Source organism: Lachnospiraceae bacterium JLR.KK008, from assembly GCA_037015955.1.
Lineage (GTDB): Bacteria > Bacillota > Clostridia > Lachnospirales > Lachnospiraceae > VSOB01.
The window spans coordinates 2,872,250-2,891,838 of the sequence record CP143548.1 but is presented as its reverse complement, the minus strand read 5'-3'; the positions used below and the strand labels follow the sequence as shown (position 1 = coordinate 2,891,838).

Annotated in this window: 16 protein-coding genes; 12 read left to right on the top strand and 4 right to left on the bottom strand. The window is 47.3% G+C overall.

Going from position 1 to position 19,589, the window contains the following annotated elements; translation table 11 throughout:
- The first annotated feature begins 307 nt into the window (after positions 1-307).
- The 6 genes from abc-f (at position 308) to V1224_14210 (ending at position 8,326) form a co-directional block, all read left to right on the top strand.
- Positions 308-1,768, top strand: a complete 1,461-nt coding sequence (abc-f, locus tag V1224_14235) for an ABC-F type ribosomal protection protein (GenBank protein ID WWR15616.1) — start codon at positions 308-310, stop codon at positions 1,766-1,768.
- 210 nt (positions 1,769-1,978) lie between these two features.
- Positions 1,979-2,212, top strand: coding sequence for an HPr family phosphocarrier protein (locus V1224_14230; GenBank protein WWR15615.1), 234 nt, complete (start codon positions 1,979-1,981; stop codon positions 2,210-2,212).
- A gap of 33 nt (positions 2,213-2,245) precedes the next feature.
- Positions 2,246-3,217 carry a LacI family DNA-binding transcriptional regulator gene (locus tag V1224_14225; GenBank protein ID WWR15614.1) on the top strand — a complete coding sequence of 324 codons (972 nt, stop codon included), beginning with the start codon at positions 2,246-2,248 and terminating at the stop codon, positions 3,215-3,217.
- A 123-nt stretch (positions 3,218-3,340) separates the two neighbouring features.
- A complete protein-coding gene (locus V1224_14220) occupies positions 3,341-3,898 on the top strand; it encodes a hypothetical protein (protein WWR15613.1) in 558 nt (185 codons plus the stop codon).
- A gap of 257 nt (positions 3,899-4,155) precedes the next feature.
- The gene (locus tag V1224_14215) at positions 4,156-6,453 is read left to right on the top strand and encodes an MMPL family transporter (protein WWR15612.1); all 2,298 of its coding nucleotides are present in this window, start codon (positions 4,156-4,158) and stop codon (positions 6,451-6,453) included.
- Positions 6,446-8,326, top strand: coding sequence for a hypothetical protein (locus tag V1224_14210; GenBank protein ID WWR15611.1), 1,881 nt, complete (start codon positions 6,446-6,448; stop codon positions 8,324-8,326). Before V1224_14215 ends, V1224_14210 begins: the two co-directional genes overlap by 8 nt.
- Positions 8,327-8,412: 86 nt before the next feature.
- On the opposite strand, the gene V1224_14205 is transcribed toward V1224_14210, so the two are convergent.
- Entirely contained in the window at positions 8,413-9,816 is a 1,404-nt protein-coding gene (locus V1224_14205; protein WWR15610.1) for a sodium:alanine symporter family protein, read from the bottom strand.
- Between the two features lie 418 nt (positions 9,817-10,234).
- A complete protein-coding gene (locus V1224_14200) occupies positions 10,235-10,753 on the bottom strand; it encodes a peptidylprolyl isomerase (GenBank protein WWR15609.1) in 519 nt (172 codons plus the stop codon).
- Between the two features lie 140 nt (positions 10,754-10,893).
- On the opposite strand from V1224_14200, the gene V1224_14195 reads away from it, so the two are divergent.
- Complete coding sequence (locus V1224_14195; GenBank protein ID WWR15608.1) at positions 10,894-11,655, top strand: GNAT family N-acetyltransferase; 762 nt, start codon at positions 10,894-10,896, stop codon at positions 11,653-11,655.
- 48 nt (positions 11,656-11,703) lie between these two features.
- On the opposite strand, the gene V1224_14190 is transcribed toward V1224_14195, so the two are convergent.
- Positions 11,704-12,789 carry an HD-GYP domain-containing protein gene (locus V1224_14190; GenBank protein WWR15607.1) on the bottom strand — a complete coding sequence of 362 codons (1,086 nt, stop codon included), beginning with the start codon at positions 12,787-12,789 and terminating at the stop codon, positions 11,704-11,706.
- A gap of 240 nt (positions 12,790-13,029) precedes the next feature.
- On the opposite strand from V1224_14190, the gene V1224_14185 reads away from it, so the two are divergent.
- The 5 genes from V1224_14185 (at position 13,030) to V1224_14165 (ending at position 18,214) form a co-directional block, all read left to right on the top strand.
- The gene (locus V1224_14185) at positions 13,030-14,247 is read left to right on the top strand and encodes a pyridoxal phosphate-dependent aminotransferase (GenBank protein WWR15606.1); all 1,218 of its coding nucleotides are present in this window, start codon (positions 13,030-13,032) and stop codon (positions 14,245-14,247) included.
- A gap of 75 nt (positions 14,248-14,322) precedes the next feature.
- Positions 14,323-15,168 carry an undecaprenyl-diphosphate phosphatase gene (locus V1224_14180; GenBank protein WWR15605.1) on the top strand — a complete coding sequence of 282 codons (846 nt, stop codon included), beginning with the start codon at positions 14,323-14,325 and terminating at the stop codon, positions 15,166-15,168.
- A 139-nt stretch (positions 15,169-15,307) separates the two neighbouring features.
- Positions 15,308-15,847: an NADH peroxidase gene (locus V1224_14175; protein WWR15604.1), complete on the top strand. Its 540-nt coding sequence runs from the start codon at positions 15,308-15,310 to the stop codon at positions 15,845-15,847.
- Between the two features lie 172 nt (positions 15,848-16,019).
- Entirely contained in the window at positions 16,020-17,678 is a 1,659-nt protein-coding gene (locus tag V1224_14170; protein WWR15603.1) for a Na/Pi cotransporter family protein, read from the top strand.
- 146 nt (positions 17,679-17,824) lie between these two features.
- Complete coding sequence (locus V1224_14165) at positions 17,825-18,214, top strand: DUF6465 family protein (GenBank protein ID WWR15602.1); 390 nt, start codon at positions 17,825-17,827, stop codon at positions 18,212-18,214.
- A gap of 83 nt (positions 18,215-18,297) precedes the next feature.
- Here the strand turns inward: V1224_14165 and V1224_14160 are convergent, their stop codons facing one another.
- Positions 18,298-19,524 carry a hypothetical protein gene (locus tag V1224_14160; protein WWR15601.1) on the bottom strand — a complete coding sequence of 409 codons (1,227 nt, stop codon included), beginning with the start codon at positions 19,522-19,524 and terminating at the stop codon, positions 18,298-18,300.
- Positions 19,525-19,589: the final 65 nt, after the last annotated feature.

The following is a 19,589-nucleotide window of genomic DNA, read 5'->3' as shown; positions in this document are numbered from 1 at the left end:
ATACTACAAAAAGTTATAGAGAGAAAGAGGTGGAGAGATGATTAACTTTTCTTGCAGATAATTTTAGAATATATGGCGGTGCCCGGAGACTGTGGCATAGCCGTATTCGTTTGCAGGAAAGTTGTTAATCTGTCCATGGCCATATTGTCTGACCGCTGCTTCTAAGGCAGCGTTGTTATGCTATGAAGAGCCGCAGGGATTAATTTTCCTGCGGCTTATTTTGTCTTGTGGGAATGACTGCTGTGCGATGCGCCTGTATGCGAAATCACGGGGCGGGGTTCTTTTTTTGTTAAGGAGGGATTTGTGTATGTCAATGATCAAAGTAGACGGCCTTACTTTTTCATATCCGACAAGTTATGATAATGTTTTCGAAGATGTCAGTTTTCAGATCGATACAGATTGGAAACTGGGGTTTGTGGGAAGGAACGGCAGAGGGAAAACGACTTTCCTGAATTTATTACTGGGAAAATATGAGTATGGTGGAACGATCACCTGTTCGTCAGAATTTGACTATTTTCCTTATCAGGTGAACGATCAAAGCCGGTTGACAGTTGAGGTTCTTCAGGAGATCTGCCCATTGGCGCAGGAATGGGAACTGATGCGTGAATTGTCCTGCCTTGAGGTAGACGAGGAGACTTTGTGGCGGCCTTTTGAGACACTTTCCAACGGAGAGCAGACGAAAGTTTTGCTTGCGTCTCTTTTTTTGAACGAAGGGCATTATCTGCTGATCGATGAGCCTACCAATCACCTGGACATCAGGGCGAGACAAATGGTTTCAGCATATTTAAAAAAGAAAAAAGGATTTATACTCGTTTCTCACGACCGTTGTTTTCTGGATGGCTGTGTCGACCATATTCTGTCGCTGAACAGGGCTGACATTGTGGTGCGAGGCGGCGACTTCTCGTCGTGGCTCACAGATTTTGAACGACAGCAGCAGTATGAAGCAGCAGAAAATATCCGTCTGCAAAAAGACATCCGCCGTTTAAAGCAGTCGTCCAGACGGTCGGCCGGCTGGTCGGAGCAGGTGGAAGCGTCGAAGATCGGAGCGGCCGATAAAGGGTATGTAGGCCACAAAGCCGCTAAGATGATGAAGCGGTCAAAAGTGATAGAGGCGAGACAGGAGGAAGCGGTCAGGCAAAAGTCAGCGCTCCTGAAAAACGTGGAAACGGCCGTGGATCTGAAACTCTGTCCGCTCTCTTATCATGCCGATACGCTCGTCTCTTTTTCGGAGGTTTCTGTCTGTTATGGGGAACGTGAAGTCTGTGATCCGGTTACATTTACCGTGCGCAGAGGGGATCGGATCGCACTGGATGGGAAAAATGGCAGCGGCAAGAGCAGCCTGCTGAAACTTTTGACAGGGGAAGCGGCAGAGTTCAGAGGGAGTCTGAAGGCGGGTTCCGGCCTTGTCATCTCTTATGTGCCCCAGGACACCTCTTATCTGCAGGGAACACTGACGGTGTTTGCAGAGGAAAACAGGCTTGATGAAAGTTTGCTGAAGACAGTTTTGCGCAAACTGGATTTCGAACGCACGCAATTTGAAAAAGATATGAAGGAGTTTTCCGCAGGGCAGAAGAAAAAAGTATTGATTGCCAGGAGCCTGTGTGAGCAGGCGCATCTGTATGTGTGGGATGAGCCGTTAAATTTTATCGATATTTATTCGCGAATGCAGATCGAACGGCTGATCAGGGAATTTTCACCGACAATGATCTTTGTGGAGCACGACAAAGCATTCCGGGATACGGTTGCGACGAAGCTGGTACAGCTGTAACGAAGGAATATAAATGTGTATGTTTTTGTGAAATCGATTTCAACAAATTTCACAAAAAATATTTTTAAAGACTATGAAAAATGCCTATTTACAAAGGAAAATAATGGGTATATGATAACTGTCATAGTGAAATCGAAAACACAAAAGGTTCAGAAAAGTAAATCGGTTACAGACGGATACCGATTTGCGGTCTGAGGAAAGGAAGATGACATGCAGCAGGTAAATGTTAAGTTTCACAGTGTTGATCAGATCAGGCAGTTCGTGAACATTATTGACAAATTTGACACAAACTTTGATCTGGGTTCCGGCAAGAGGATCGTTGATGCAAAATCCATATTGGGTGTGTTGGCGCTGGATTTCTCAAAACCTCTTCCACTTAGATACGATTCCAACGATGAATGTATCCGGGAAAAGATCGCCCCTTTTCTGTATGCGGGAGCGTAAAAGAAAGACCTTTAGCAGTGGGAGTGTAGATGTATGAATATCGGGGAAATAGCGGAGATGGCCGGGGTGTCCAGGGCGGCCGTCTCGCGCTATTTTAACAATGGATATATTTCGGATGAAAAGCGTGAAGCGATCCGGCGGGTAGTGGAGGAAACGGGGTATCGTCCTTCTCTGCAGGCGCAAATGCTGAGGACCAAGAAGACCGGAATGATCGGTGTGATCGTGCCGAAAATTGCCTCTGCGTCGATCGGGAGAGTTGTGGAAGGCATTCTCAATGTTTTGAATGACCAGGGGTACCGGATGTTATTGGCTGTTGCACAGAATGATCCGCAGAAAGAACTGGAATATCTGGCAGCATTCGACAGCAGACAGGTAGATGGTGTGATTTTGTCAGCGACAGTGTTTACACCTGGCTATAAAAAGCAACTGAAAAAGTTTTCTGTGCCGGTGGTGATCGTGGGACAGCAGCTTGCCGGTTATGGCTGTGTATTTCATGATGATTATCATGCAACCTATGATCTCACGCGGCTGCTTTTAGAAAAAGGAAGAAGAAACCTCGGGTATATTGGTGCGATCGAACAGGACAGAGCGGTGGGCGCCGAACGACACCGGGGATTTTGTGATGCGGTGCGTGATATGGGACACGAGGAGCTGGGAAATAATTACATACAGGCAGACTTTGCTGTTGCTTCCGGTTATATGAAAACAGGAGAATTATTGAGAGATCACAGAGAGCTGGACGGACTGATCTGTGCCACAGATGCGATGGCCTGTGGCGCCATGCAGTATTTGCAGGAACACAGGATCAGTGTACCGGAGCAGATATTGGTAGCCGGACAGGGTGACTCTGACAGTGCCAGAGTGACGGTGCCTCCGCTGATTACCGTTCACTATTCTTATGAAAGGAGCGGAGAACTGGCGGTGCGGATGTTGATGGAAATTCTGGGGCAGAAAGAAGCTGCCGCCAGAGAAGTGAAGCTGGGCTATCGCATTGTGGAGAGATAAGAGCGCCGGAATTGATGTAAAAACCAAAAAGAAAGTGCAGGGAGGATGATTTCAGCCCGATAACGTGCTATAATGAAATTGGAACCGTGAAACACGTACACCGGATGGGAAGGGAGAATAAGTATGAACAAAAAGTTTACAGGGTTTGTGTTTGCACTTGCACTTTTGCTTGGGAGCAGTATGGCAGTATGTGCGGAGGAAGCGCAGAAACAGGATTTTCAGCAGATGATGACACCGGAGATACTGGCGTCTTTTGACTCGATCTCTATCGACATGGAGGATGAAGAGGCGATGGCTGTTATGAAAAATGCGATCCTGCTGAGAACGGATGTATGGGGTGAACTTCAGGATGCGGACGGGGACGGCATTGATGACAGAGACCTGGTCAATGGCTGCGGCTACATCGACTTAAACTGCAATGGATTTGACGACAGATTTGAACTGGCACTGATCTACAAAATGGCAGAGTATGATCAGGAAGGTGCACAGGCGGTTCAGATCATGTTCAATCTGCTCTCACATCAATGCAGACATGGTGTGGTCTATTCAGACTTCAGCTTTGATGAAGATCTCGGTTATTGGTCGATGCCGGATTATTTTGATAAATGTGAACAGTGTCGGGAAGAGTTCGATACGATAGAAGATGCGATTGATAAAGCATTTTCTCAGTACTTGCGGTAAGAAGGAAAGATAAATCTAATAAATGGCATGAACAGATACAAACGGCGTGGCTGAAGTCACGCCGTTTGCTGTATCAAAAATCCTTTCTTGTTATCAAAAAAATTAATACAAAATAGTATATATGTATATTCTAAAAATACAGACTATAATAATCGAATGTGTAACAAGCCGTTATTTTTTAATATACTTTTCTGTGGAAAAACAATTATGGAATCATTATGGAAGGCAGTTATAAGCGCAGAAAGTGAGGAAGTGGCTTGATTACCGGGCTATGGAAGAAATTTAAAGATCAGCTGGGAAACAGAAAAGAGAAAGACGCAGAAGGCATAAGAGAACGGCTCAGGCGTATCAAAGCGAGCGGCATTGCCAACGTGATTGTCAGAAAGCGTCATATGATCGAAATGATGTTTATCGTACTGATCGTATTAAGCGTCATCAATGCACCGCTCGTTAAAGTGAATTATGACCTGACGGAATATCTTCCTGCCTACACGGAATCAAAAAAAGCCATCGATCTGATGGAGAAGGAGTTTGGTTATCCGGGCACTGCCAGGGTTATGGTTACAGATGTCTCAGTCTATGAGGCATATATGTACAAACAGATCCTGGAAAATATTGATGGCGTTGATATGGTCATGTGGATGACGGAAGATGTGTATATGAGCGAAGACTTTCTCGATCTGGATTCACAGAAGGATTATTACCGGGATCGCTGCGCCGTGATGGATGTGACGTTTGAGAAGGGAGACAATGACGAGGAGACGAAAACAGCGGTGGAAGAGATCCAGAATATTCTCGGAGAAAAGGGCCGGTATGCGGGACCGGCGGTGGAGAATAAATCTCTGGAAGAGACGCTGGACAGGGAACTGCGGATTATTATGGCAGTGGCGGTCATATTAATTCTGATTATCCTCTGCCTGACTACCGATTCATGGTTTGAGCCGGTGCTTTTTCTCTCCGTGATGGGGATTGCCATCGTATTAAATATGGGCAGCAATGTTCTGCTTGGGACAATCTCTTTTATGAGCTCCAGTGTGGCGTCAGTCTTACAGCTTGCCACTTCCATGGACTATTCAGTATTTCTTTTACATACCTATGTGCGCAGGAACGAGGCGAAGCCGGGAAACAAAGAGAAGGCGATGGCAGGCGCACTGAAAGAGTCGGCTGTCTCCATTCTTTCCAGTGCGATGACAACGTTCGTGGGCTTTATGGCGCTGCTCGCCATGCGGTTTGGCCTTGGACGGGATGTGGGGCTGGTGCTCGGGAAGAGTATTGTCTGCAGTGTGGTGACGGTTCTTTTCCTGATGCCGGCGTTGCTTCTGCGCTTTGGTGATTTGATTGAAAAGACAAAACACAGGAGTATCATGCCGCAGTTCCGGATGGTTTCCAAAGCGGTATTTAAAATACGTTATGTAGTGCTGGTCTTTATGGCGGTTGTGGTCGTGCCTGCCTATGTGGCGCAGAATATGAACAGTTTCACATTTGGCAACAGCGCACTTGGAAGAAGCCAGGGAACGAAGGTTTACGATGATACGGCGGAGATTGAGGAAAAGTTCGGGCGCAGCAATCTCTACCTGATCATCGTGCCCAACGAGACACCGATCAAAGAGCGGGAACTGGCAGATGAACTTGAAGATCTGTATTATGTGAAAAGTGTTACCGGTATCGCCAATGTGCTTCCGGTCGGCATCCCGGAGAGCATCATACCAGAGAGCATCAAAGGACAGCTCCGCACGGAAAATTATGCCCGTATGCTGATGTACACAAAGACAGATACGGAGAGTACGCTTGCGTTCGAAACATCAGATGAGATTCAGCAGATCGTGAAAAAATATTATCCGGAGAATGCCTATGTCGTAGGGAATACACCATCCACGCAGGATCTGAAAGAGCTGATGGTGCCTGACTATGCGGTGACAAACGTCATCTCGCTGCTGGCAGTGGCGGTTGTCGTGGGAATTACTTTTCAGTCATTTTTGCTGCCGATACTGGTGCTGATACCGATCACAATCGCGACTTACATCAATATGACAGTGCCTTATCTGCAGGGTGAGAGCTTTATGTTCAACGGCTTTATCATTGTGAGCTGTATTCAGCTGGGGGCGACGGTAGACTATTCTATTTTGCTTACCAATAATTATATGTATAACAGGGAGCATGGAATGGAAAAAAAGGCGGCGGCGGTCGATGCGCTGCAAAGAAGCATTCTTTCGATCCTCACTTCCGGCACAATTCTTACTGTGGCGGGCTATGGCATCTATTTTATTTCGTCCGTCAGCGCGATTTCTTCGCTTGGACATCTGATCGGCCGGGGCGGTCTGATCAGTATGTGCATGGTGATTCTCGCAGTTCCGGCTCTGCTCACGGTTTTCGATACATTGATTTTCAAAGGGAAAGCAGTTCGGGATGAATGGAAACGCCGGGAGATCGAACGAATCCGCAAAAAGATAGCGGTGCGCAGACAAAAGCGCCGGGAATTGATGGCGCGTCTGGCCGAGAGACGGCAGCAGCGCAGAGAGCAGGCAGGGGCCAAAGGAGGAAACAAGGATGAATAACAGAAACGGGAAACAGGCGATCGCGGCCGGTATGGCGGCTGTCCTGACTTTTGGTATGATCTCGCTCGATCTGCAGGCGGCTCCTCCCCGGGTGAAAGTGGACGAATCTGTCTATGTCAATCTGGACTATTACGGCAAAGTGGAGGAAGTCAATATCGTAAAAAGTTGTATGCTCAACGGAAGTACGACGGTCGTGGACTACGGAAGCTACAAGGATGTCGTCAATATGAGCAATACGGCGGTTCCCGTTCTCGAGGAGGGCAAAGTCACATGGGATCTGAGCGAACAGGAGGGGGAGCGCTTTTATTTTGAATGCAGGACCGATAAACTGGCGCAGGAACTTCCCTGGAATCTGGACGTGACTTACAAATTAAATGGCAAAGAGTGTGAAGCGCAGGAACTGGCCGGGGCCAGCGGGATGGTCACGACGCTGATTGATGTGCAGCCCAATGACAGCGCGCCCGAGTATTACAAAAATAATATGATACTGACGGTGGCCGCGATGGTAGATATGGACAAGGACAATTATTCTCTGGAGGCTCCCGGCTCCCAGCTTCAGACATTGGGGACGAAAAAGGCAGTTCTGTTTATGGCGCTTCCCGGAGAGGAAGGGACCTTCCGTATTGACGTGGGCACGGACAGCTATGAGAGTATTGGCCTGATGTTCCTGATGGTTCCGGCTACGATCTCTTCTCTCGACAGGATCAGTGATGTCCGCGAAGTCAAGGACAAAGTCAGAGACTCAATTGACGCCATGAGTGACAGCGCTGATGTGATCTTTGATAACCTGTCCGATATGAAGGGCGGTCTGGAAGAGACGCAGAAGGGCGTGAGGGCAGCGCAGAAGGCCAAGGAGGTCTATGACGCCGGGGAAGGGCTGGTAAAGTCAGATGCTGATGCGGCCATCAATTCTCTGGATGGTATCATCAACAGTCTCATGCTCCTTTCCGCGCAGACAGCCATTGAAAAAGAGGATTATATTGATGCCATGGATCAGTTGGAGACGATCCGCCAGAGCATTTATGAAATGGACGAATATCTGGAGGATATGGAGGAAGCCTCCAAAGACTTGCAGAAGTCCATGAAAGAGCTGAGACATAAGATGAAGGATGGCGCGGGAGATACGCAGGAGGAGATCGAGGACGCCATTGACAGTCTGAAAGAGATCTATGGAGCGACCGGGGATGCAGGCGCTCTGCAGGTGGGCGCAGAGATCGGTTATCTGGCTAATTTTGCGGGTGTTTTGACGAAATCTGCCGCTCCGGTGCTGGAAGATACGGAAGGTGTGATCCATGAGGTGGAAAATCTTACGGGTAAGGCGAGCGAGGTGCTGAACGAGAGTTACAGTCTGGGCGGACATATGACAGAGGATTATAAAGAGCATGTACTAATGCTTCTGGACGAGACCCAGTTGTTTATCGATAATGCCAGCATGAGTACGTATGCGGTACAGACGGCGCTCAGAAGTATGCGCAGTCTGATGGACGCCACGGAGGACAGCCTCGATGCGGCGATCGATTCAAGCCTGAGCGGTATGATCGGCATATTAAACAGCGGCATTGGTATTGCGGACGGCAGCGAAGTGTTCCGGGACGCCAAAGATACGATGAAAGAGGCGGTGGACAATGAGCTGGATGAGATTGAGGAAGAGACAAACATTTTAAACATCGATACGGGAGAGGAATTTCCGTCATTTACCTCGGCGAAGAACGAGTCTCCGGAAAGCATTCAGATCATACTGCGGACGGCGGAGATTGCGATCGACGATGAAGTGGACAATACGGTCGACCTGGAGCAGCCGCCGGAAGACATCGGCATGTGGGGGAGGCTGAAGGCAGTATTTGTAAAGATATATCATTGGTTTGTGAAATAGAGGCGAATCAAAGAAAGACGAATCAAAAGGCCGTCGCGGATTATTCTGCGGCGGCCTTATTGATGACAGATATGGAATCGATATTGTTATTTGAACATGGCGTCTTTTTTCAGCACTTCCTGGTAGTCTTTGATGTCCTTTGTGATCTCGCCACTGAGGAGCAGCATACAGACCAGGTTCGGGATTGCCATCAGGGCGTTGGCGATGTCGGAGAGATTCCAGACGAGATCCAGTGTGGCAACGGAGCCGACGAACACAACGAGAGAAAAGAAAATCCGGTATACCATATTAAATCTATGCGTTCCAAGTATATACTCATAGGCTTTCTCGCCGTGGTATTCCCACCCGAGAATCGTGGAGAAGGCAAACAAGGTAATGCCGATACTTACAAGCCAGCCGCCCGCCGGACCGAGTACAGTGCCAAAAGCGGCGATTGTCAGGGAGGAACCTTCGTATAATTCACCGGTAGCCGGATTTGCCTGACCGAGAACGCCGGAGCTGGCGATCGCTAAACCGGTCATCGTACAGACGACGATTGTGTCCCAGAAAGTGCCGGTCATGCTTATGTATGCCTGGCGCACCGGATTGTCTGTCGTAGCGGCGGCTGCTGTGATTGCAGCAGAACCCATACCGGCCTCATTGGAAAACACACCTCTGGCAATACCAAAACGCATGGCGTTCATCATGGAAGCGGTGATTGTACCACAGAGTCCACCGCCGACTGCTTTTGCACTGAAAGCCATCTTGAAGATCATGGCAACGCCTGCAGGTACATTGGCGAAATTGCCGGCGATAACGATCAAAGCGGCGATAACGTAAAAGATTGCCATAATTGGGACTACAATCTGTGACACTTTGGAAATTGATTTGATACCGCCCACAATAATAAGCAGAGACAGAACAGTCAAAATAGCGCCTGTTATCCAATTAGGAACAGAGAATGTCTCGTGCAGCGCGCTTGTGATTGAATTTGCCTGTGTCATGTTACCGATACCAAAAGAAGCGACTACAGCAAAAAATGCGAACAGCCAGCCGAGCGTATTGCCGAGCGCCTTGTTTTTCAGCGCTTTTTTCATGGTATACATCGGACCGCCGGAAATCTCTCCGTTTGCGTTGACTTCCCGGTACTTGATAGCCAGCATACATTCACTGAATTTGGAAGTGAGTCCGAAACAAGCGGAGATCCACATCCATACGAGTGCGCCCGGGCCGCCGGAGACCATGGCGGTGGCCACGCCTACGATATTTCCGGTACCGATCGTGGCAGCGAGGGCGGTAGTCAGCGCGGAGAACGGTGAAATATCACCCTTTCCCTTTTTCTGACGGGCCTCTTTACTCAGTGTGCTTTTCAGTGCATAACCGAGATTTCTCCAGGGTAAAAATCCCGTACGGATTGTTAAAAAGATCCCGGTTCCCACAAGCAGAACGAGCATGACCGGCCCCCAGACAAAAGAGTCTACGGCAGAGACGGCATTTGAAAATTTTTCCATAAAAGGTTCCTCCCATAGTAAAGTAGTAGTGAAGTAAAGCAATGATAATAAGAAAAAAGGCGCAATATACGCAATGTGCGATATTACGTCCTTTGTAATAAATTAATTGTAGTATAGCTGCCGGGATTCGTCAAGAATAAATTCGTGTTTTCGGCAAAATGAGGAATGCCGTATGCTGTGGCGTGACAGCATTTTATCGTGCAGCAGTCAAATAAAAAAGCGCCAAAAAGGGAGGATGCCAAGTAAAATAATTTTACTTGGCATTATTATGAAAAAGCTATTTATAAAAGTAATGTTAGTTGTCTGCGTTGCTGTATCTTATGTTATTAGTATAAGACACGAATTTGGATAAAAAATGTTAAGCGGATTAAGTTTCTTTAAATGAAATGTAAATAAAATGTGAACTTCAGATTTTGGATCAGAGCGTTTCCGGTTCCGGATAAACTTCACCGAACGTATCAATGGTCATCGTCCGGATCATCTGTTTTTCCAGAGGACGGTCAGAAAAGTCTGTCTTACAGGATGCGATCTTGTCGACAATGTCCATGCCCTCGATGACTTTGCCAAAAGCGGCGTAAGAACCGTCAAGGTGTGGACTGTTTTTGTGCATGATAAAAAACTGGCTTCCGGCGGAGTCAGGCATCATGCTCCTTGCCATCGAGAGCACGCCCTCCGTGTGCTTCAGGTCATTGTCGAAGCCGTTTTGGGAAAATTCTCCTTTGATCGAGTAATTGGGGCCGCCCATGCCGGTCCCTTCCGGATCGCCGCCCTGGATCATGAAACCGTTGATGACGCGATGAAAGATCAGACCGTCATAAAAGTTTTTCTGAATGAGGCTGATAAAGTTGTTGACCGTGTTGGGAGCTGTCTCAGGGTAGAGCTCTGCTTTGATCAGATCCCCGTTTTCCATTGTGATCGTGATAACTGGATTTTTCATTTGCTTTTGTTCCCTTTCTTCAAAATGGATTTCAATATGTCGGAAGGCTTTTGACACAACCGCCTTACCATAGTATGCTACTTATTGTAGCGGATAAACAGCGTTTCGTAAAGACGTGTATCTTGAATAAGAGGAAGCGGATGTTACAGGAGATCATCATAAAAAATGGGAACAGAGTTACGGAAGAGGGGGTCTTATACCTGACAGATGACCTGAAGCTGCTGAAGGCACTTAAGAGGGAGGGAAAGGCAGTGGCGGCGGTTCTGACAGACGAGAACCGCGGGGAGGACTTTTCCGGGATACCGTACGCAGTTGAATGCGTAGAGGAACTGGAAGAGCAGGAGATTACAAAGATTTACAGACGGCTGACAGGGCTGCCGTGGGAAATTCTCGAGACCGACAGATGCCGGCTGCGTGAAATGACAGTCGGGGATCTGGACAGGCTCTATGAAATATACGATACCGCAGATACGACGCAATATATGGAAGGACTGTCTGGGGACAGAGAGGAAGAGCGGGCATATATCAAAGACTACTGCAAATATATGTATGGGTTTCACGGATATGGGATCTGGTTAATCGAAGAAAAGACGGCCGGTGTGGTCATTGGCCGTGCAGGGATCGAACCGGGAGAAGACGGAACAGAGCTTGGCTATATGATCGCCGCACCCTGGCGCAGAAAAGGATATGCTTTTGAAGTATGCAGCGCTGTTTTAGATTATACGTGGCGGGAGATCGGCTGCCATGAAGTGATCTGCAGAATACGCCATGGGAACAGAGCTTCCGCCGGTCTCCTGAAAAAACTCGGGTTTGGCGAAGGGGAGACTGACAGAGACGGGATGGAGAAATATACGAAATCCATCCCTGTGGACAATAAAAATCCTCAGGCAGAGATAACCTGAGGATTTGCAACCATAATTGTAATGTCTGACCGTTATGATGGTATCATGTCAGACGACCGGAAGGATTTCCTGAATATGTAAATCTGTCCGCTGGCTCAGATCAATGAATTTTTCGCCGGATTTCACAATCGGGCGGCCGAGACGGCCTTTGTTGATAAAGACTACCTGTGCGGTCGTCCCGTCATTGAGCTGAACGGTAGAGTTAAGGTAAGTGTTTACCGTGTTTTCAAGGAATACAAGAATCGGACGGGTGTCAAACTTGCTGAGCCCCGTGACTTCAAAATATTCAATCACAGCAAACGGTGAGATTGGTTTGCGGTAAGGGCGTTCTGAAGTCATGGCATCATATATGTTACAGATCGTGACGATCTTTGCAAAGCGATCAATCTCCTCGCTTTGCAGATTGCGGGGATACCCGCTGCCATCACACAACTCATGGTGCATGAGAGCGGCTAATTTTACAGTCTCATCCACGCTGGACTTTGACAACAGCTCATATCCTTTTTCACAATGGGTATTGACCAGTTTCTTTTCCTCATCGGTGAGCGGCCCGCGTCTCTGTAAAATCTCTTCCGGAAGCGTGAGCTTTCCAATATCGTGGAACATGCCGCAGGCGGCAGCCATCTGACAATCCTCCTCACTGTAATTCAGCCAGTGTGCCAGCATATTACAAAGAAGAGATACATTAATGGAATGTGCATAAATACTGGTGTTGTACTCTTTCATAAATACAAGCATTTCCAGAATGCTGCTATGACGGCCTGTCGGACTCAGCACGGATAACGTCTGCTTTAATATCGTATCCATGTCCAGATCCGTATTATTCATAACGAGGTTATTGATTGCAACTTCAAACTGGCTCAATCCCTCGGAATAAGCCTTTTTATATTCTTTGATATGTTCAACGCGTGCTTTCCTGACTTCTTCCGGAATATCAGAAGTATGACCGGAAGCTGTAGATGCAGCCTTGGGGTGATCATCAATATTGACAGAGCGAATAGAGTGAATTTTCATCTGATGCAGCATGGCGTCTGTCAGTGGCGTTCCGATCGGGACGAGCAGTTGGCCGTTCAATGAATATACATCTTCGGCGGTTATCATTCCAGGGGTTAATAATTCAAGAAGAATTTTCATAGTGAGAACACCTCAACTTTTTCTAATAAGGTAAAATGATACCATTTACTATATAAATTATAGAACTTTTTGGTGAAATAGTCAACTATAGACAAAGTTTTCCGGGTTACAATTACTATTTTTTGATAATAGTCCGGATTCCATCATGTATTTTGACTGGACAAAGGATATGTTTTCGACTATTATCATAGCAAGAGTAAAAAATTACCAGCCATCCGGCTGTATATAGGAGAGAGAACAATGCTGTCCTGTCATTATGAAAAGATGCTTCAGGGAAAATCGGTGATACGTGAACTGGCAGAGTTTGCCGCGCGAAGAGGCGGTGAGATCGGGTATGAGAACGTATTTGACTACAGTCTGGGCAACCCGTCGGTACCTGTACCCAGGGCTGTGACGGAGACGATGATCCGTCTGCTACAGGAGAGAGAGCCGGCAGAGCTGCATGGCTACAGCCCTTCTCTCGGCATTTCCTCTGTGCGGGAAAAGGTGGCCTGCTCCCTGCATGAAAGATTCGGCGTGCCTTATAAAGAAGAAGACGTATTTATGACGTCAGGTGCAGCGGGCGCCATTGCTCACGCGCTGCGCGCGGTGACTGCACCGGGAGATACGGTACTTACATTTGCCCCCTGTTTTTCCGAATATTTTCCTTATGTTAATGGGACAGGTGCAGAGCTGAAAGTAGTCCCGGCAGATACCGGAACGTTTCAGATCCATTTTGAGGCCTTTGAAGAAATGCTTTCGGAAAAGGTGACGGCTGTGCTGATCAATACGCCAAACAATCCTTCCGGGGTCGTCTATGGGACGGACACGATAAAGCGTCTGGCGACCATTATGCGCAAGGCATCGGAAAAATATGGGCATGAGATATATCTGATTTCAGACGAACCATACCGTGAAATTGTATTTGCGGGTGTGGATGCTCCGTTTGTCTCCGCCTTTTACGATAATACGCTGATGTGTTATTCGTTTTCCAAATCACTCTCCTTTCCGGGAGAGAGAATTGGCTATATCGCTGTAAACCCGGCTTGTAGAGATGCGGCTAAGATAGTCCGGATGTGTGGACAGATTTCCAGAGAGACGGGCCATAACTGCCCGGCATCCCTGATTCAGCTGGCGGTGGCGGAGAATCTTTCCCTGACTTCAGATTTGGCTGTCTACGAGACAAATAAAAATATATTGTATCAGGAACTGAAGGCGCTTGGATTTACCTGTGTGGAACCGGGCGGTACTTTTTACATTTTTCCCAAAGCGCTTGAGGAAGATGCGAAGCTGTTCTGTGAAAAGGGCAGGAATTATGATCTTGTCATGGTACCGGGAGATGGGTTTGGCTGTCCGGGGTATTTCAGAATGGCTTACTGTATTGATACGGAGAAAGTAAAGCGTTCTCTGGCAGCGCTCCGCAGGTTTGTAGAAGAAATGTATCCGCTGCACGGTAAAGGACAGGAATCCTGTATATAATATGGAAGAAAGCGTACGTGGCCGGGAAGAGGAGGTATATTTCCAGGCAGCTGCTATTAGATTATTGAGAGAGAAATGACAGGAGGATCTATTTTGTTGGAACTATTGAAAGCGGTTTTGTTCGGAATTGTGGAGGGAGTCACAGAATGGCTTCCGATCAGCAGCACCGGGCACATGATATTGTTAAATGAGTTTGTTAAGCTCGATGTTACGCCTGAATTCTGGGATATGTTTTTGGTGGTGATTCAGCTCGGAGCAATACTCGCGGTTGTCATGCTGTACTGGAATCGGATTTTTCCGTTTCAGTTTCATGGCGGCAGTGTGATTCGCAAAGATGTATTTTCCATGTGGTTTAAAGTTCTGGCGGGCTGTCTGCCGGCTGTGATTGTCGGACTCCCGTTTGACGATCTGTTCCGGGATCTTTTTTATAACTATCAGACCGTAGCCATTGCCCTGATTGTATTTGGTGTGGCGTTTATTGTAGTGGAAAACAGAAACAAAAGCCACAAGCCGAGAATCAGAAGTATCGACCGTCTCAGCTATCCGGTAGCTTTTGCCATCGGTGTATTCCAGCTGATCGCGGGAATTTTCCCGGGGACATCGAGATCCGGTTCCACGATCGTGGGAGGGCTGCTGCTCGGCGTTTCCCGCACAACCGCCGCTGAGTTTACATTTTTTATGGCAATCCCTGTGATGTTTGGCGCCAGCCTGCTGGAGATCGTAAAATTTGTGCTGGAGGGGGTGGAGATCAGCGGTACAGAGTGGACGACTCTGATCGTCGGTTTTGTTGTTGCTTTTCTGGTATCGGTATTTGTTATCCGCTTTTTGATGGGATACATCAAAAAACATAATTTTAAAGTATTCGGGTGGTACCGGATCGCGCTGGGGATCGTGGTGCTTGCGTATTTTATGTTTGTCTGAGCGGACTGTGAAAGCAGCTTAAAAAAATTTTCAAAAACTATTGACAGTGAGGATAAGTATCATTATAATAATAACAGTAATCGTTACTGAAATTAAAAATTATTAACAATACAAAAAAGGGAAAACAGGAGGAAGAACAATGAAATTTGTATGTCAGGTATGTGGTTATGTTCATGAAGGAGATGCAGCACCGGAGAAGTGCCCGGTATGTAATGCACCGGCTGAGAAATTCACAGCACAGAAAGGTGAAATGGAGTGGGCAGCAGAGCATGTGGTAGGCGTTGCCAAGGGAGTCAGCGAAGACATTATGGCAGATCTGAGAGCGAACTTTAACGGAGAGTGCTCCGAGGTTGGTATGTATCTTGCAATGGCAAGAGTCGCTCACAGAGAAGGTTATCCGGAGATCGGCCTTTACTGGGAGAAAGCTGCATGGGAAGAGGCAGAACATGCCGCTAAGTTTGCAGAGCTTTTGGGTGAGGTTGTTACCGATTCCACAAAGAAGAACCTTGAGATGCGTGTAGAAGCTGAGAATGGTGCTACAGCCGGCAAATTTGATCTTGCAAAACGCGCGAAAGCAGCTAATCTGGATGCGATCCACGACACTGTTCATGAGATGGCACGTGACGAGGCAAGACACGGGAAAGCATTTGCAGGACTTCTCAAGAGATATTTCGGTTAATTCGAAACAATCGGAAGAGCATGTCTTAGAACTTTTGGGTGTGTGGGGAGACCACACACCCTTTTTGGTGCTTCATTCATATTTGTAAGCGTTGGAAAATATAAATAATAAAATGAGGAATACTACTAAAGTATAAATCTGATATTTCCATACCAAAGGACAGGTGCAAAAGATGACGATAAACGATCTGGGAATGTTATTTCAATTTATTGGCGGACTGGGGCTTTTCCTATATGGAATGCACATTATGGCGGACGGACTGCAAAAGTCTGCCGGTGACAGAGTGAAGAAGCTGATGGGATTTCTGACGAAAAACCGTCTGATTGCGGTGATCGTTGGCGCGGGTATTACTGCGCTCATTCAGAGCAGTTCGGCGACTACGGTCATGGTTGTCGGCTTTGTCAACGCCGGTATGCTCTCGCTGACACAGGCGGTAGGCGTGATCATGGGTGCCAATATCGGTACGACGATCACTGCCTGGATTGTCTCGCTGAGTGAGTGGGGCAGCGTTTTCAAGCCGGAGTTTCTGGCGCCTCTTGTCGTAGGCATCGGCGCGTTTCTTGTCTTGTTTGCTTCGGATGAGAGGAAGAAAAAGACAGGAGAAATCCTCACCGGCTTCGGCATTCTTTTTATTGGTCTGAGCTTTATGTCAGGTGCGATTAAGCCTTACAGAGACGCAGAGATTTTTATCGAGGCGTTTCGCGTGCTAGGGCGGAATCCTCTGCTGGCCATTGTCACGGGAGCTGTCGTTACAGCGGTTATTCAGAGCTCTTCGGCCTCTGTGGGTATTTTACAGACTTTGGCGATGAATGGAGTGGTAAACTGGCAGTCAGCTGTATTCATCATGCTGGGACAAAATATCGGGACTTGTGTGACCGCGGTTTTGTCCGGTGCAGGCGCCGGGAAAAATGCCAAACGGGCGTCGGCGCTTCATCTGCTCTTTAACGTGATCGGCAGTGTCTGGTTTGGCGCCGTTATGTTGCTGTTTTTCCGTATGCGCACGGAGATGGCTGCGGCAGCGATCAACAGTGTGGAAATTTCCACGTTCCATACGATTTTTAATATTGCCAATACGGTGGTAATGTTTCCCTTTGCGGGCGCACTGGTGCGTCTGTCTGAGATTATGATTCCCAGCGATCAGTCGGAAGGGAAGGAAGGCGACATTGTTGAGAAGATGAGCCGCACACTTGACCGGAGAATCCTGAACAATCCCGCGCTGGCTATCGAAACGGCGGTGGGAGAAGTCGTGCGTATGGGCGTGCTCACACGGGATAATCTGAAGGATGCGGTCATGGCGGTTCGGGAAAACGACAAGAAACAGATGAACCGGGTGCTGCAGACGGAGAAGGACATCAACGAGATGGAAAAGCTGTTGACTGCGTTTCTGGTGGAAGTGGATAATCTGTCGCTGACAGAGACGCAGCATCTGATGATTAAAAATCTGTTTTATACGGTCAGCGATATTGAGCGCATCGGAGATCACAGTGAAAACATTGCGGAAATAGCTGATATTAAGCGGAAAGATAAGATACAGTTTTCGGAAAAAGGCGACAAAGATCTCGATAAAATGTACGATATGACACTTCATGTCTTTGAGGCTGCTTTGGAGGCCAGAGAGCTGGGCAGCGTGGAAGCGGCAAAGAGGGCACAGAGAACGGAAGAGAAGGTGGATAAGCTGGAAAAAGACCTGCGTGACAAACATATTCAGCGTCTGTCCAAAGGGAAATGCGCGCCGGAGGGTGGTGTCCTTTTTCTCGATATATTGAGCAATCTGGAACGGGTTGCCGACCATGCGGATAATATTGCCAATTATGTCATAACGGAAAGGTGAGGCTGGGGAGTGCAGGAAAAGCAGGGCGTTTCTTGACATTTTGTCATGACTCTGCTACACTGCACTATGACATCTGATGTATTACATAATAATAACTATTAATAAATAGAATAAGAGGGAAAACTATTTCCCGGAGGAGATCATTTATGAAAGAAACGAAAAAGGCAGCTTCCAAAGCAACTGCAAAATCAGAGGCCGCCAAAACGGTAGCAAAAGTAGAGAGCGCTGTCAAGAGTGCGGCTGAGAAAGCAGCACCGGTAGCCAAAGCAGCTGAGAAAAAGGTAGCGTCTGCAGCAAAGGCAGCAGTTAAGAAGACGACGGCGAAGAAAGATGCCGGAATGGAAAAGATCACCCTTCAGTTTGGGGGTAAATCCTATACGACAGAGGAATTGGTAAAGATCGCCAAAGATGTATGGAAATTTGATCTTGACAGAAAAGAGAGCGAATTTGAGACGGTAGAGCTTTTTGTGAAACCGGAAGAAAACACGGTCTATTATGTGATCAACGGCGAAGTACGCGGAAGTTTCGCGATCTGAAAGGATACGCAGCGGAAGTGTTACAAGCCAAAGAAATCCCGCAGGGAAATGATTCTCTGCGGGATTTTTTATCGTACAGGATTTTACAATTCCAGTTTTTCCGCTTCATATGCGTTGTTATACGAATCTGTCACCAGGTCTTTGATATGAGAATTACGGTAAGAAGCGGCAATGATTCGTCCGGAATCCAGCGACAGATCAAAAGTACCGTCTGTTTTTTGGATCAGGTCGCTGAACTGCACGACGACCAGTGTACTGCAGGCGACGCCGTCTGCCTGTGACAAAGTGACCTGGTAGACGAGCTTGATGTCATTATTGTGGGAAGCTGACTCAAAATATTCCGGTTTCAGCACGTTCAAATAGGCGGAGATCAGCCGGGGATTGCTCCAGCGGAAGGTTGTTTTGCCGTTTACCCATATGGGCATCAGGTTTGCCTCGCTGAAAATGCGCAGGCCGTATTCCGTGGCATCCCCAAACAGAGAGACTGCCGTCTCATTCAAAGTGTCGATCAGTTCGTCCGAAACATCAGCGCTGTCTCGGATATAGTGGTCTGTATTTTCGACCGTATATTCTTTCTGACAGCCCCCTTCCGGGATTTCCACGATGTATTCGTTGCGGATGGCTTCTTCCTCAGAAAAATCAGCTCTGAGCCAAAGCGTATCACCCACATCATAAAATGCTTTTTCTTCCAGTATCTCATAGGAGACAGTCTGCAGGAAGGGATCCGTACTCTCGTTGACAACGATCGCCGTCAATTCGGGAGCAATGCCTTCATAACGGATCTGAACATCTTGAAACAGGTCTTCGGTTGATAAGAGTGTTCCTTCCGGCAGTCCGGCAACCTCAATCTGACAACTGTCAGCCTCAATCCGCAGCTTTTGCTCTTTTGCCGCCTCTTCATTATAGATAAAATGGATTTCGAGAGAGTCGCCGTTTTGCAGGCTGCCGTTTTCGGACAGGAGCTTTACTTCCACTTCATTGAGAAAAGGGATTTCTTCCTCTGTTTTCTGCAATGACAGGCTGGCCGTTCCCTCCGTATCATAACCGGAGTAGGATACGTTTACATACTCTTCTAAATTCAGCCGGTCAAAACTGAAATACCACAATAGAAAGGCAGCCAGGCCAAGTAAAAACAGGATGAGTATCATAATCAGTATTTTTTTCCGGACGGACCGCTTTTTCTTTCTCGATTTTCTGCGCGCTCTTCTTTTCTTATTATAATGTTTCCTGTTATCATGTTTTCCGTGTGCGGAAGTAGTTTGTTCTTTCTTCCGGTGTTTCTTTTTTTTCTTCTTTTTTTCTTCTGCCATAGCCCGATTCCTGAAAACTTATATCAATAACAATTATGTTGATAAAAGGCGAAAAATGCCACAGC

Coding starts and splice junctions, on each gene's coding strand:
- V1224_14200 (WWR15609.1), bottom strand. CDS start 10,753: ATGAAAAATCCAGTTATCACGATCACAATGGAAAACGGGGATCTGATC.
- V1224_14205 (WWR15610.1), bottom strand. CDS start 9,816: ATGGAAAAATTTTCAAATGCCGTCTCTGCCGTAGACTCTTTTGTCTGG.
- V1224_14175 (WWR15604.1), top strand. CDS start 15,308: ATGAAATTTGTATGTCAGGTATGTGGTTATGTTCATGAAGGAGATGCA.
- V1224_14185 (WWR15606.1), top strand. CDS start 13,030: ATGCTGTCCTGTCATTATGAAAAGATGCTTCAGGGAAAATCGGTGATA.
- V1224_14195 (WWR15608.1), top strand. CDS start 10,894: ATGTTACAGGAGATCATCATAAAAAATGGGAACAGAGTTACGGAAGAG.
- V1224_14225 (WWR15614.1), top strand. CDS start 2,246: ATGAATATCGGGGAAATAGCGGAGATGGCCGGGGTGTCCAGGGCGGCC.
- V1224_14160 (WWR15601.1), bottom strand. CDS start 19,524: ATGGCAGAAGAAAAAAAGAAGAAAAAAAAGAAACACCGGAAGAAAGAA.
- V1224_14170 (WWR15603.1), top strand. CDS start 16,020: ATGACGATAAACGATCTGGGAATGTTATTTCAATTTATTGGCGGACTG.
- V1224_14165 (WWR15602.1), top strand. CDS start 17,825: ATGAAAGAAACGAAAAAGGCAGCTTCCAAAGCAACTGCAAAATCAGAG.
- V1224_14210 (WWR15611.1), top strand. CDS start 6,446: ATGAATAACAGAAACGGGAAACAGGCGATCGCGGCCGGTATGGCGGCT.
- V1224_14230 (WWR15615.1), top strand. CDS start 1,979: ATGCAGCAGGTAAATGTTAAGTTTCACAGTGTTGATCAGATCAGGCAG.
- V1224_14220 (WWR15613.1), top strand. CDS start 3,341: ATGAACAAAAAGTTTACAGGGTTTGTGTTTGCACTTGCACTTTTGCTT.
- abc-f (WWR15616.1), top strand. CDS start 308: ATGTCAATGATCAAAGTAGACGGCCTTACTTTTTCATATCCGACAAGT.
- V1224_14180 (WWR15605.1), top strand. CDS start 14,323: ATGACAGGAGGATCTATTTTGTTGGAACTATTGAAAGCGGTTTTGTTC.
- V1224_14190 (WWR15607.1), bottom strand. CDS start 12,789: ATGAAAATTCTTCTTGAATTATTAACCCCTGGAATGATAACCGCCGAA.